The following is a 14839-nucleotide window of genomic DNA, read 5'->3' as shown; positions in this document are numbered from 1 at the left end:
TACTAGGTTGTAAATATAATGACTGAACTAGGAGAATTTTCAATGAGTAAAGCAAAAGAAACCAGGTTGTTCAAAACTGTTATTTTTGGGGTAGTAATCTACGTTTTATTAGTTGCGTTGTTCTATTTCTTATTTGGAAATCAATTAAAATACAGAGGCATCGATTCAAGCATTCAAATGGTTGCATCTACTACCCCAGTGGGCGAGATTCTGAAGGGCAGCAGTATAAAACAGTCTTTTTTAGTAGAAGAAAATGCAATTGATGGTTTCTCATTAAAATTTGCAACATATAATCGTCATAATACGGGAACAGTTACCGTACAACTTATAGACGAAGCCAAGAGGAATATTTTATTTGAAAAAAAATTAGACGTGTCTTACTTAAAAGATAACTCGGAAGTAGCTCTGCATTTAGATAAACCAGTAGAAGATGTATCAGAGAAGGTATTAAGTTTATACATTTTTTCAGAGACAGGCACAGAGGGGAATGCGGTTACTTTATGGTACAATAATCAAGAAAAACGCAAAAATCAATCACTATATATAAATAATAAATTGGTTGATGGTGTTCTATCATTTTCTGTTTCTGAAAAAAGGGTGGTTTCTTTTTCAACAAATTATTTTCTTGGAACAGGTATTATAGGATTACTAATTATTTTATATGGAATAAACTTATTCATAAAACAGAGAACGGGAAAACACTCATTCGGCTTAAACCTTTCTAATGCTCTAATAAAATATAAGTTCCTCTTAAGACAATTAGTTTTAAGAGACTTTAAAACTAAATATAAGCGTTCTTTTTTAGGTGTTCTATGGAGTTTTTTAAATCCAATTTTGACAATGATCGTTCAATACATTGTTTTTTCTACGATATTTAAGTCGAATATAGAGAACTTCATGGTATATCTTTTAATTGGTATTGTTCTGTTTAATTTTTTCTTGGAATCTATAAATATGGGGCTTATGTCAATTGTTGATAATTCCTCATTGATTACGAAAGTTTATATTCCAAAGTATATATTTCCAGTTTCTAGAGTGTTGTCTTCTACTATTAATTTGATGATATCTTTGATACCTGTTTTAATTGTCGTTTTAATAACACATACGCATATTACATGGGCGCTTCTGTTATTACCATTCAGTATTGTTTGCACTGTGGTTTTTTGTATAGGTATTAGTTTAATTTTGTCTTCGGCAATGGTCTTTTTTAGGGATACTCAGTTTTTATGGAATGTCGTTAGTATGCTTTGGATGTACTGTACTCCAATTTTTTATCCGGAAAGCATTATTCCTGAAAAACTATTGGTGATTTTAAAAATGAATCCAATGTATCATTTTATTAGATTTAGCAGGACTGCGATTATGGAAGGTGTCTCACCAGAACCTAAAGCGTATTTGCTATGTGCTATTGCTGCAGTTGTTCCATTAATTATTGGGGTAATTATTTTCAAAAAAACGCAAGATAAATTTGTTCTTAATATTTGAGGAGCCTTTATGATAAAAGTAAACAATGTATCTGTAACCTTTAAAATCACCCACGATCAAATTAAGAGCATAAAAGAGTATGTTATAGCAATGTTTAAAAGAAATATTAAGTACGAGGAGTTTGTTGCCCTTAATAGTGTCTGTTTCGAAGTGAGAAAAGGTGAGGTTGTAGGGATAATCGGGAGAAATGGAGCGGGGAAAAGTACCCTATTGAAAGTGATATCAGGGATATTGAAACCTACAAAAGGTGAAGTTCATGTTCAAGGAAACATCGTCCCTATGCTCGAACTAGGATCAGGTTTTGATCCTGATCTGACAGGTCGAGAAAATATATTTTTGAACGGATCTATTTTAGGATACTCAGAAGATTTTTTGAAGTCTAAATATGAAGAGATTGTTGACTTTTCTGAGTTGGGAAAATTTATTGATGTACCGATTAGAAATTATTCTTCAGGGATGCTTATGAGATTGGCTTTTTCTATTGCTGCGATGGTGAATCCGGAAATTTTAATTGTAGATGAAATATTGGCCGTTGGTGATGAGAGCTTTCAGGAAAAGAGTAAATCAAGAATGTTGGAAATGATGAGTGGAGGGACAACTGTTTTGTTTGTTTCCCACAGTTTGGAGCAAATACGGGAAATGTGTGATCGTGTCGTGTGGTTGGATCATGGTGGTGTCAAAATGATTGGAAACACACAAGAAGTTTGCGATGCATATAAACTGTAGTTAGGAGAGAAAACAGTGGCGATAACATATAACAGTTATTTTTTTAATGAATTCTATGCAAAGAATGGTGGAGGGAACTACACAAACCGTGAACAGTGGGAACCGTTCTTCACTAAAATTGCAGAAGAAATTATAGACAGATTTAATCCAAAAACCGTTTTGGATGCTGGATGTGCTATGGGCTATTTAGTAGAGGCTTTCCGTTCTAGGGGTGTAGAGGCCTATGGAATCGATATTTCTGAATATGCTATTGGTAATGTAAAAGAAGACATTAAACCATATTGTGCGGTACATTCAATACTTGATCCATTACCAGCCAATTTCCCTCAAAAATACGACTTAATAATTACCTTAGAGGTATTAGAGCATCTATTTCCCGAAGAAGGGAAACAAGCGCTGGATAACTTATGCAAATATACAGATAAGGTGATTTTTTCTTCAACCCCAGATGACATTGATGATCGTACACACGTTAATGTTCAGCTTGGAGAATATTGGGCCCGATTATTTGCAGAAAACTCTTTCTACCATGATTTAGTTCAACCTTTGAACTTTATATGTCCCTGGGCTATGCTCTTTGTAAAAAAAGAAGAGCAGGACATTTCTAATATAGTTTTTAATTATGAACTTAATATGCGAATCAACCAAGAGCAAAGGGATAGTGAAAAAGATACGCTCCTAGGAAAGTTATATTACGATCAAGGATATGGTTTTAGTGAGGAAAGTTGTATAAATTTACCTGATATGGTAAATTTCAAAGAATTCAATCAACGCATTACTCTCCCTGAAAACACCCTAGCTGTCCGTTTTGATCCAGTAGAAAATAAAGCGTGTGTTTTGCGCGATTTACAGATAATTTCCAACAATGGCACTTTGGGTATAGATTCGCTAAACGGTATTCTTCTTGAAGAATTTATCATTTTTGACAATTTTGATCCTTGGGTTTTTATTGATCTTTCAAAGGAGAAAATAAACTGGATCGAAATAAAGGTGGAAATATTTGCTTTTAGTGATATTAATTCTGTTTCAATGTTGTCGCGGTTTAGAGAGATCCAACAATTGAGGGAACGCTTGGAAAAAAATAAAGAGGAATTACAGGAACATATTCGCTATAAAGAAAACGAACTAAGAGAACTACAATCTTTACTAGTCCAAAATAATGAGGAGTATAATCAAAAAAGTTTAACTCTGAAATCAACTATTGAAGAACAAAATAAAGAAATAGAAAAGCTGATTTCGCAAATGGAACAGCTAATTCAGCAAAAAAAAGAACAAGAAAAAACTATTGAAGAGCAAAATAAAGAAATAGACGAATTAGTTTTGCAAATTGAGGAAAAAGACTTTGGAATAGTAAAAGCACACACTCAGATAACAGAACTAGAGAGTGAGCTACATCATTTACGTGCACTATTTGATTCTATTATAAACTCAACTTTCTGGAAATTATCAAAGCCTATTCGTTCCTTGTTAGGGCTTATGAAAAAAAAAAATCAATTAAAAAAAACTAGCGAAGCAGTGTTCCATAATATTGATACTTTTAATTTCAAAGAGAATGTATTAACAGTGAATGGTTGGTTATTTTCTGAACAAGGGGATGTTGATGGCTTACGTTTGAAAATTATAATTGAAAAAAACGAATATCGAATTGATCTTGTTTTAGGTTTACAAAGGAAAGATGTTGAGGAGATTTATTTTACGGAAAATGCACGTTATTCTGGTTTTCAGTCAACGACTTTGATCGAGAACTGTAATAAATTCAAGGTCTATTTAGAATTTATTCTAAACGGAGAGAAGATGGACTTATATGTAGGAGAATTCCGCTCTCCATTTTTATCTAGAATAAAATATATTAGCCAAAGGATAACCAAACAAAATGTACGTAAACTTATAAGTTATTTACGTCATAAAAGAGTAGACTTAATTAAGTCAGCTATAAAGAGGCCCAGAGTAAGTGCAGTAACATCGGCTTTAGTTCCGTCGCTTAATTTGCCGGGATGGTTAAAAGATAATCTCACTGAGAAATTAAGTTACCCTGAAGAAATATATAACTACACAGTCGACATAGTTGTTCCTGTTTATAATGGATATGAGTATTTTGATAAACTCTTTTATAGTATTCCCCTAACTAGAATGAAATATAGATTAATCATTATTAATGATAAAAGTCTAGATTCGAGAGTGCTTCCCTATCTTCAAGAGTTGGCGGCAAATGATTCACGAGTCGTATTGCTTCAAAATGAAACGAACGTTGGATTCGTACAATCTGTCAATAATGGGCTAAGACAAGCAAGTAATCACGTAGCTTTGCTTAACACAGACATAGAATTACCTGAGTTTTGGTTAGAGCGTTTAATGTTGCCAATTTTGTTGGGAAAACGCATTGCATCCTCTACGCCATTTACTAACGCGGGGACTTTGTGTAGTTTTCCTAATATTGGTGTTGATAATCCGATATTTGGAAATATGTCTTGTAACGAAGTGGATAAAGCTTTTCAACTGATAAAGCCTTCTTATACGGAATTGCCAACAGGCGTTGGATTTTGCATGGGAATGAATAAAAACGTGATAAAAGAGATTGGGCTTTTCGATGCAGAAACTTTCTCAAAAGGTTACGGGGAAGAAAATGATTGGTGTCAAAGAGCGATAAAGAGTGGATATAAAAACGTTAGCGTAGAAAATCTATTTGTTTATCATAAGCATGGGGGAAGTTTTCTAAGCGAAGAGAAGAAACGTCTGATTGAAAGAAATGGAAAGTTGCTATCCGCAAAGTATCCAGACTATAATGCTGACGTTGCTAATTTCTTTGAACGTGATCCATTGAAAAATATACGTGATTTCATAATAATGAAACTAACATCTAACCTTAACGAAAAAAGTCCGATTCTGGCGATTGATCATAACATAGGTGGAGGAGCAAATGCTTATTTGGATAACCTAAGGAAGGAAAAAGTGGGAAATGGAGAAAAAATGATGGTTATCCGGTATGAGGTGCACAAACAATTTTATCTTTTTTATTATTACTATGGGGAATACGAAATTTCATACCGTTTTATGGATTTTGCAGATATAGAAAAAATTATAGGGCTAGTAGGATGTCAGGAAATTTATATTAATGAATTAGTTACTTATCCAAAACTGTACGAAACTTTTGAGGACATCATTAATTTAAGAAAGATAACCAGTGCGAAATTAATATTGTTACTGCACGATTATTTCTCCATATGCCCTATGACAAATTTAATAAATGATAAGCAAGTTTACTGTAATCTTCCTGATATAAATCAATGTGAAAACTGTGCAAAAAACAATCCCTTAAATAACTATTGGCATTATGAAAGTATTAAAAAGTGGAGAAGTGAATGGAAAACCGTTATCAACACTTGCGATGAGATTATAGCCTTTTCAGGTAGTTCTGCCGAGATCCTGCAAGAAGTATATGGGGAACTAGACAATTTAAAAGTAGTTCCGCATCAAGTAAATTATATTCCTGAATTACCTAGACAAAGAAGCAAATCATCTGAGGTGCTAAATATTGGGCTTTTAGGTATTTTAAATTTCCATAAAGGGTTAGACGTAATACGGGAAATGTTGACTTTAATCAAAGACAGAGAACTCAATGTACGAATTACGTTACTTGGGTCATCTGAAGGGGCAATTCAAGATCCTAATTTCTTCGAGACTGGTAAATATACCCCGGAGTCTTTACCACGTCTTGTATTGGAAAATGACATTGACCTATTTTTTATCTCATCGATTTGGCCTGAAACTTTTTCCTATACTACAGAAGAAGCGATGAAAATGGGATTGCCTGTTGCTGTTTTCAATCTAGGTGCACCAGCTGAAAGGGTAAAGGAATATGAAAAAGGGTTGGTAATTAGTGAAATAAATGCAGAGGTAGCATTGAAGGAAATTACTGCCTTTTCTAAGGGGTTATTTACTGATACAACCTCCTTTTCTTCCCATAAACAAAAAGTTTTATTTATCGCAGAGTATATTTCGTTCTCATCTCGATACCGTGTAGAACACTTTATCGAACAGTTGTTGATACAGGGAGTTAGCTCGGATTTTATCGAAGTTAAAGATCTTGATAAGTGCGATTTTCAAAAGTTCCATTCTATAGTAATCTATCGTTGCACCTATACTGGGAAATTGGGGGAATTTATAGAGAAAGCTCATAAGTTTGGGAAAGTAGTTTTCTATGATATTGATGATTATATCTTTAATTATGAGGATATAAAAAACCTTCCGTTTCTTAGTGGAGAAGATTATTTAGACTTTGAAAACTACTCAAGTAAAATATTTAAATGTATGGCTTTATGCGATGGCTTCTTTACATCAACTAACAATATGGAACGAGCAATTAAAAAGTTATTCCCCAATAAGCCGGTTTGTGTAAATCGCAATGTTGCTAGTATGGAAATGGTCTCCTTATCCAATAAGGCAAAATCAAATCCAATTAATAGCGGAAAAAGTGTGACTCTAGGATATTTTAGTGGATCGAAAACACACGATGGAGATTTTGCAATAATTAATGATGTTTTACTTAAAATTATGGATAATTATGATAATGTAGATTTGAAAATTGGCGGTTGTTTACAATTAAGTGATGAATTTAAAAAGTATAATAGCAGAATAGTCTATTTCGATTTTGTCGATTGGAGAAAATTACCTGAACTAATTGCTTCAGTTGATATTAATCTAATGCCATTAGAAGACAGTTTTTTTCATGCTTGTAAATCGGAAAATAAGTGGATGGAAGCTGCTTTAGTGAATGTACCTACGGTTGCTAGTTTAAACAGCGAGCTTGAGTTAATTATTGAGAATGGTGTTACTGGTTATTTGTGTAAAGACCAAGCGGATTGGGAAAAGGCTCTGACTGAATTAGTAGAAAGTAAAAACCTTCGTCAAAAAATTGGTCAAGCTGCAAATGCCAAAGTTCTTAAAGATCATGTGACCATAAATACAGGAGAGAAAGCAAAAAAAATAGTACTCCAGGAAAATATATCATTAGATTCAATGCATTGATATTTTGATATTCAATTTAAAACTTAAGTGGAGAATGGCGTTTAAGACTATGGCTCTGAAAGCGGATAATGCCATTCTCTCAAATTTTATATACTAGGGGAGATTGTTTTGAGTAAGAATTTAAAAGAGTTATACAATAATAACTCCAATTATTTAATATCTTTATTAAGTTCTAGTATATTGATAACCATTATGATCATTTTCCCTGTGGTAAGAAAATCTTTGTCTTTTTCCCCTAGTATTTCAGATTTTTCTGACCATGTAATGTCTTCAGCAACATCAGCTGATATAGATATTGATTCACGAATTAAAGTATATTATCTAATAGTTTTAGGGGCAATTTGCCTATTCATAGTTACTTCTCTTTTTTTAAATAGATTTTTTATAAATACAAGACTTAAGGAAAATGCTGTGAGTTTAGACTATATAAAAAATCTGTCATTCGTTGGAATTGTAGGAGCCTTGTCTAGCATTCTTTCAGGAAATTATGACTTTTCTTTTTATATGGTTGGAGGAGCAGTAATATTAAGTTTTTTATTTTTAAAGTTTTCTAACGACAATTCGGGAATAGCAATATTAATGTGGAGAATTCTTCTGGCGATACCGATTAGTTTTTTTGTTTTGGTAATTGCTAGAAAATATTACGTTATCGATTCAATGGAAAATAATTTTTTTGTGAAAAAATTGGAAATTCCTGCTGAATTTCTGTTTTTTGTATTAACTTGGTTTGTTTTATCACTTTTCTTTCATATTGGATTAGAATTAATAGTTCGATTTTGTACTAAAAAGTTCAATGTGTCGGAAGAACGTTGTGAAGTTATTATAGCGACAGCGAGTATTCCATTGATGAGTAGCGCTATATTTCAATCAATTTCATTGGAAATTATTAATATTATTAACAAGCGTCTTGACATAGTTTATAAAAGACCTACTTTATTATATGGAATAATAATAATAACAGCTGTTTTTGCTGCTATCGTGATTTATTTTATTTTAAAGAAAAAGAATAAATTATTTCAAATTGGCATTAAGCCTCTTGTTTACAATTTTTATATTCCTCTGGCCCTTATTACATTTACTTTCATTATTGCTCAGCCAGCAAAAATGTCCTTAGTTGGTAATGAATACTTTGAAATGGCGAATCATGGCTTATCAGTTGACCATCTATTTAGGTATGGGAGCTTACCAATAATAGAGACTTTTGACGCGCATTTTTTATCCAATCAATTTTTTGCATACTTATATTCAGTATTAAATGGTTATGAACCATGGGCTGCATTTCTATATGACAAATATATAATGGTTCTCTATATATTAGTTTTATATTTTGTACTTAGACATCAAATTGGAGAAATACATTCCTTTTTCTTCATAATATCCTTCACTTTGCTGGAAAGACTATTTAATATTTACTTTTTGTTCTCAGCTTTTTTAGTTTTTATCTTATATAAGTATTTTTCTACAAAAAGGAATACCACAAAGAATAGCATACTGCTTTGGATAGTTGCAGTATTACTCTGTATTTATAGACTTGACTTAGGGGTAGCGGCTTTATTTGCAGGAATATTAACATTTATTGTCCTAACCTATATAGAAAAAAGAAGATCTGAAGTTTTAAAATTTTTGGTTTCAGGTGCTGTTGTTGGTTCTTTTTTCGTGATCCTTTTTATCATCTTATGTATACTAAAAGGAATTAACCCTATAAGCAGATTAATAGAATTAATAACAGTTTGTTTATCTAATCAAAATTGGGCCTATACGAATGCTGGGGATAATAATTTACTGGCGTATTCTCTTACTTACTATGTTTTTCCTTTTTTAGTTGTACTGCTTCTTGGTTTTATATTTATTAAATTCATCTTTGTAAAAAGAGATCTGATAAAATCTAATCAAAAAAACTTTATTATGTTTTCTTTCTTTTCATTATTTTATTTGTTTAATATATCAAGAGGAATTGTGCGGCATTCTTTGGCAGAAGGGACGATGAACATTGCATTAGGTACATTTACACTTTCAGTGTTATCATTTTTGGTAATAGTGAGCAGTGAAAAACGGAAAACTATTAATTTTTTTGTTTTTTCATTAATTCTAGTAATACTTACTAATATTAATATAGCTTCTTTCAGTGGGAACTTTTCAATAGCAGCACAAGCAGTGGCTTCGCCTAATTACCAAAGTCAGTATATGGATGTTTATTCTTTCGAAAAAACACGGGTTAACGGGGATATACCTAATGATATAGAGGAACTAAAAAATATTTTCGATGTTTTTTTAAGTCAAGGTGAAACCTATTTTGATTTTTCTTCGTCAAATTATCTTCATTCAATAGTCGGTCGAAAGAATCCTGTTTATGTGAATCAATCACCATTAATGTTAAGTGGTAATAGAACACAGAAAATGGCGCTTAATGAGATTAAATCAACGAAACCTATTTTTGTATTAATGCCTATCTCAGGGAAACCTTGGAGTTATATTGATGGTATCGCAGTTGACTTTAAATATTATATGATTTCAGAGTATATTTACGAGCACTATACACCATTGATACGTTTAAATAACTTTGACGTGTATTGCTTAAAAGAAAACAAAATGAACCTCCTTGAGAAGTTAAATAAGAAAGGACTTTTGCAGAAAAATATATATTCCGGAAATTTTTCTTTTATTAGATCAAGTGATCTATATAAAAATAACTTAACTATGGATATGGATAATGAAGGTAATTTAGCTATTAGAGGTCAGGGAGAGGATCCTTATACCATAGGAATTTTATCGCAATTAATGGACAAATACCCAATAAAAAACTTAGACAAACCAACCAGATTTGTCTTAGAATATGAAGCTAGAGTGCCAGGGAAATTGCAATTTTATTATACATTTACCCAGAATGAGAGTTTTTCAGAAAACCAATCAAAAACTTTCGAAATTAACGGTCATGGCAGAGGAAGCATTGAAGTTGACCTACCAGCCGTACCAAGTGAGATTAGGCTTGATGTTGATGTTTCAGAACTTACCTTATCTGCTATTAATATTAGTCAGGGATTAAATATTATTAATGAGCAACCGGAAGTATGGACAAGAGATATTGGGAAAATACCACAATTGTGGGCTGAGAAAGATAGGGAAGATCTCTTTAAATACGCCCCTTCTTTAATTGATCCTTTGCCTAATAAAAATTCATTTCAATTCAATGTCACTGAAATTAAGAAGGATCAGCCCGTATATTTTTTGTTACAAATAGAAAGTGAAAGTGACCAAAAGATATCGATTGTTTTATCAAAAGGTGGGCATAAGTCAGGCGAATTTATTTTTAATTTAACGAAGGGAAAGCATAATTACGTTGTTCGACTAAGCACTGATTATAAATGGTGGAATGGGGAAGTGGATAGCCTTATTATAAATACAGTTGAAAATATTAAAATAGAGAAAGTGAATTTTTATTTGGAAGAAACACAGGATTATAAAGAGGCTTTAATTGACAATTAACCAAAGGAGGAAATTATAATATGTTAAATGGGAGAAATCAATGTTGATTTTATTGTTACTACTAGCCATGATTTTCAACATCTCCGCGCAAATAGCTTTAAAACATGGAATTAATCTTATTAACCTTGATGGAATTAACCTTCAAACAATTACTAAAATGGTTTCCTCACCTTACCTATGGTCCGGGGCTTTTATGTATGGTATTAGTTTTGTTTTTTATATTTTTGCCTTATCCAAGGGGGAATTGGGGAGGGTTTCCCCCGTTTCCCAAGCTTTGACTACTATGGGTATTGTGACGGTGTCAGTGTTGGTATTTCATGAACCTTTAACGGTATTCAAAATTGTAGGGCTGTTGTTATTGATAGCAGGAACGATAATAATCTTCTACTAAGACATTACGGAAATTAACGAAAGGAAATGACCTTTTTTGAACTATGATTATGTGATTTTTGGAGCGGGTATATACGGCCTCTATGCAGCTCATTTACTAGCGAAAAGGGATTTAAGTATTGCAATCTTTGAATTTGATGACAAACCCTTACAAAGAGCCAGTTATATTAATCAGGCAAGGGTTCACAATGGATATCACTATCCGCGTAGCGTGTCGACTGCTGTAAAATCGGCTCATTATTACGAAAGATTTGTACGGGATTTTTCTTTTGCGATCAACGACCGATTCAAAAAAATATATGCCATTTCTGCAAATGATTCTTTAACTAATGCAGAACAATTTTTGAATTTTTGCCAATACGTAGATATTCCAGCTGTTGAAATAAATAGTCGGACTTACTTCAATGAGGGTACGGTAGAAGCAACTTTTGAAACCTTGGAATACAGTTATGATGCCAACCTGATTCGGAATTGGTTCATTAGCGAATTGGGCAAGTATAGAAATGTATCTATAAATTATAAAAAAGAGTTACTAACTACTCAACAAAATGAATCGGAGTTTATCCTTGGCTTCTCCGACGGATCAACATGTATTACTCGAAATATTTTGAATGCCACTTACGCCAGCATCAATCAAATTTTAAAAAGATTCGATTATGAAATGTTTACGACAAAATATGAAATTTGCGAAGTGATTATGACCGAAGTTACAGATAATCTTAAAAATGTTGGTATTACCGTTATGGATGGCCCTTTCTTCTCACTTATGCCATTTGGAGAAAGCGGATATCATTCATTGACATCGGTGGGACATACGCCACATGAATCATCATTCGGTTCTTTACCGGAATTCTCTTGCCAACAGTATACAGACAGATGTTCCTCAAATCAGTTATTTAATTGCAATGTCTGTACTGCTAGACCCAATACGGCTTGGACAAGAATGCACCAACTTTCTAAAAAATATTTGGTCCCAGAAATTGAAGTCACTTATAAAAAGTCACTATTTGCTGTAAAAGCCTTAATTAGCGCATCTGAGCTTGATGATTCGCGTCCCACTGTAATCAAAGAGTTTTCAGAAACTCCACGTTTTTTATCAGTATTTTCCGGCAAATTCAATACAATATATGATTTGGAGGAAGTGCTATGAAAGAACAAGTGTTTGTTTCGGTTGTTCTTTATGCGCAAAACAATGAGCATGAAGTTTCTAAAGTACTAATTGATGTGGATAGTACGATTAGAAAACATTTTAAAAATTACGAAATTATTTTAGTAAATGATTTCAGTCAGGATAATACCTTAGAAGAAGCTCACAATGCGATCCAAAGTATTTACGGCGATACTACAATCATCAATCTGTCAAGAAAACATGGTGTTGAACACGCCATGATGGCTGGATTAAATAGATCGATGGGGGACTTTGTTTTTGAAGTCGAATCTTTATCAATTGATTTTGATATGGAGATGTTATATGAGATGTTTAAAGTCTCAACAACAAAAGGGTACGATATTGTCGCTGCTTCATCGGGACAGGCCAACTGGAAGTCAAAACTTTTTTATAAAGTTTTAAATAGAGTTTCCTATTTAAATCTATCCTTATCTACCGAGTCAGTGCGCTTGGTAACCCGTAGGGCTTTAAATGCGATGTTGAACTTGAAGGAAAGAGTCAGATATCGTAAAGCTTTATATGAATTAACAGGATACTCCAAAAACTTATACGAATACAAGGCGTTAAGTAGGGTTCCAAACAGAAAGGTCAATCGTGAAAATATATCTTTGGCTTTAGATGCGTTAGTTTCATTCTCACACTTTGGGTTAAGGACAGCACATCTTTTAACGGTGATTTTCTTTATATTTTCTCTGTTTATGGGCGGATATGCCATGTATAATTACTTTTTTAATCAGTCGGTAGTGCAAGGTTGGACTACGTTAATGATATTGATCTCCCTTGGTTTTGCAGGCTTGTTCTTCATAGGGGGGATTATTGGAGAATATACTTCGCGAATTTTAATAGAAATCCAAAATAGACCGTTTTACAGCACAAAATCCGTTGAAATGTATAAAGAGAAAAAACCACGTCTTGAACTTATTAGGGATCAAAATAATGTTTCTAATCAATAGAGGAGAGATCGGATTGGATAAACGTTGTTTACTCGGCTATACAGGTTATGTAGGAACGACATTGCTAGCTCAGACTAAATTTGATGATCTTTATAACTCGAAAAACATAGAGAAAATTCGTGGGAAAGAGTACGATCTTATTATATGTGCTGCAGCTCCTGCTGTTAAATGGAAAGCTAACCAGGCTCCGATTGAAGACTTAGATAATATTAGCAAATTGATCAACTCATTAAAAGAAGTAAAAGCGAATAAGTTTGTTTTAATCTCAACTGTGGACGTATACCGAAATCCGGCTAACGTAGATGAAAGCACGGTCATTGATCTTGAACGTACAGAACCTTACGGAAAGCATAGATTTTATCTGGAACAATTTATTTGTGAGAATTTCAGAGATAATCTAATCATTCGTTTACCCGGTTTATTTGGTAAGGGGCTTAAGAAAAATTTTATTTATGACATCATTCATAATAATGCTTTAGACTTGACACATTGTCAAAGCGAATTCCAATTCTACAACATGACTCGACTTTGGGGAGATATTCAAATTGCTCTTAATCATAAATTATCACTCGTTAATTTCGCAACTGAACCGGTCAGCGCTAAAGAAATTGCTTACGAATCGGTCGGAATGATTTTTACAAATGAAACGGAAAAGTTGCCGGTTCAGTATAACATGAAGAGTAAATTTGCACATTTATTTAATCCAAAGGCGCCTGAAGGGTATATGTCTTCCAAAGTAGAGGTATTAGGTGAGATTCGATCTTTCATCTTGGAAGAGAGGAAACAATTATGAAACTGTCGATTTCTAATATTGCATGGGATTCGGGAGAAGATGATTTGGTTATCCCCTTACTGCAAGAAATGGGAATCACAGAAATTGAAATTGCACCCACAAAATTTTGGGGGCAACCATTACAAATAACCGATTCTGAGATAGATAATTTGAAGAGAGAATGGCTCGATAAAGGTATTAGCTTTGTTGCAATGCAATCATTATTGTTTGGGAAAAACCATTTTAATATATTTACGCCGGATGATTCTCGTCAAGAGATGATTTGTTATCTATCCGGAATTATATCCTTAGCGGGAAAACTAGGGGTTAAATCGCTTGTTTTTGGATCTCCCAAAAATAGAAAAGCCGGCTCTCTCTCCTATAAAGAGCAAATGGAGATCGCCATTCCTTTCTTTGATAAATTGGGAACTCTGGCAGAAAAGGCCGGGGTTATTCTATGCATTGAAGCAAATCCTGTTCAGTATGGTTGTGACTTTATAACGAATACGGATGAAGCTATAAGGCTCGTTCAAGAGGTTAACAATCCAGGATTCCAGCTTCATTTGGATGCGGGGGCTATGGCCTTAAATGATGAAGATATCTATCCGGTTATTGAACGCAGTATGCCTTATTTGCAGCACTTTCATATTAGTGAACCTTATCTTAGTTTGGTTGGGGCGGGGGAAACTAAGCACAAACATATGGCGCAGGCGCTGAGGACTTGGGGATATGATAAATGGGTTTCCATTGAAATGAAAAATAATTTATTAGGTAACAATGTTGAATGTATTGAGACAGCTCTGACATATGCTTTGGGAACCTATATACAGTGAGGAG

General features: G+C 33.3%; 9 protein-coding genes. All 9 read left to right on the top strand.

The window, feature by feature from the left end; all coding sequences use genetic code 11:
* Window positions 1-42: 42 nt before the first annotated feature.
* Complete coding sequence (locus FRY98_RS13760; protein ID WP_249043415.1) at window positions 43-1485, top strand: ABC transporter permease; 1443 nt, start codon at window positions 43-45, stop codon at window positions 1483-1485.
* Between the two features lie 9 nt (window positions 1486-1494).
* Window positions 1495-2211 carry an ABC transporter ATP-binding protein gene (locus tag FRY98_RS13755; protein ID WP_148452804.1) on the top strand — a complete coding sequence of 239 codons (717 nt, stop codon included), beginning with the start codon at window positions 1495-1497 and terminating at the stop codon, window positions 2209-2211.
* Window positions 2212-2226: 15 nt separating this feature from the next.
* Window positions 2227-7236 (top strand): glycosyltransferase, encoded by a 5010-nt coding sequence (locus FRY98_RS13750; RefSeq protein ID WP_148452802.1) that lies wholly within the window; start codon window positions 2227-2229, stop codon window positions 7234-7236.
* Between the two features lie 108 nt (window positions 7237-7344).
* Entirely contained in the window at window positions 7345-10719 is a 3375-nt protein-coding gene (locus FRY98_RS13745) for a hypothetical protein (RefSeq protein WP_148452800.1), read from the top strand.
* 40 nt (window positions 10720-10759) lie between these two features.
* Window positions 10760-11110 carry an EamA family transporter gene (locus tag FRY98_RS13740; protein ID WP_148452798.1) on the top strand — a complete coding sequence of 117 codons (351 nt, stop codon included), beginning with the start codon at window positions 10760-10762 and terminating at the stop codon, window positions 11108-11110.
* A gap of 36 nt (window positions 11111-11146) precedes the next feature.
* On the top strand, window positions 11147-12259 hold the full coding sequence (locus FRY98_RS13735; protein ID WP_148452796.1) for an FAD-dependent oxidoreductase: 1113 nt from the start codon (window positions 11147-11149) through the stop codon (window positions 12257-12259).
* The gene (locus FRY98_RS13730; protein ID WP_148452794.1) at window positions 12256-13230 is read left to right on the top strand and encodes a glycosyltransferase; all 975 of its coding nucleotides are present in this window, start codon (window positions 12256-12258) and stop codon (window positions 13228-13230) included. The genes FRY98_RS13735 and FRY98_RS13730 overlap by 4 nt, the downstream gene beginning before the upstream one ends.
* 13 nt (window positions 13231-13243) lie before the next feature.
* Window positions 13244-14023 carry an NAD-dependent epimerase/dehydratase family protein gene (locus FRY98_RS13725; protein WP_249043414.1) on the top strand — a complete coding sequence of 260 codons (780 nt, stop codon included), beginning with the start codon at window positions 13244-13246 and terminating at the stop codon, window positions 14021-14023.
* Window positions 14020-14835: a sugar phosphate isomerase/epimerase family protein gene (locus FRY98_RS13720; protein WP_148452790.1), complete on the top strand. Its 816-nt coding sequence runs from the start codon at window positions 14020-14022 to the stop codon at window positions 14833-14835. Before FRY98_RS13725 ends, FRY98_RS13720 begins: the two co-directional genes overlap by 4 nt.
* The last annotated feature ends 4 nt before the right edge of the window (window positions 14836-14839 follow it).

The organism is Paenibacillus faecis, from assembly GCF_008084145.1.
Taxonomy (GTDB): domain Bacteria; phylum Bacillota; class Bacilli; order Paenibacillales; family Paenibacillaceae; genus Fontibacillus; species Fontibacillus faecis.
Note: the sequence above shows the minus strand (reverse complement) of the source record. Positions and strands in the feature narration are given on the sequence as shown.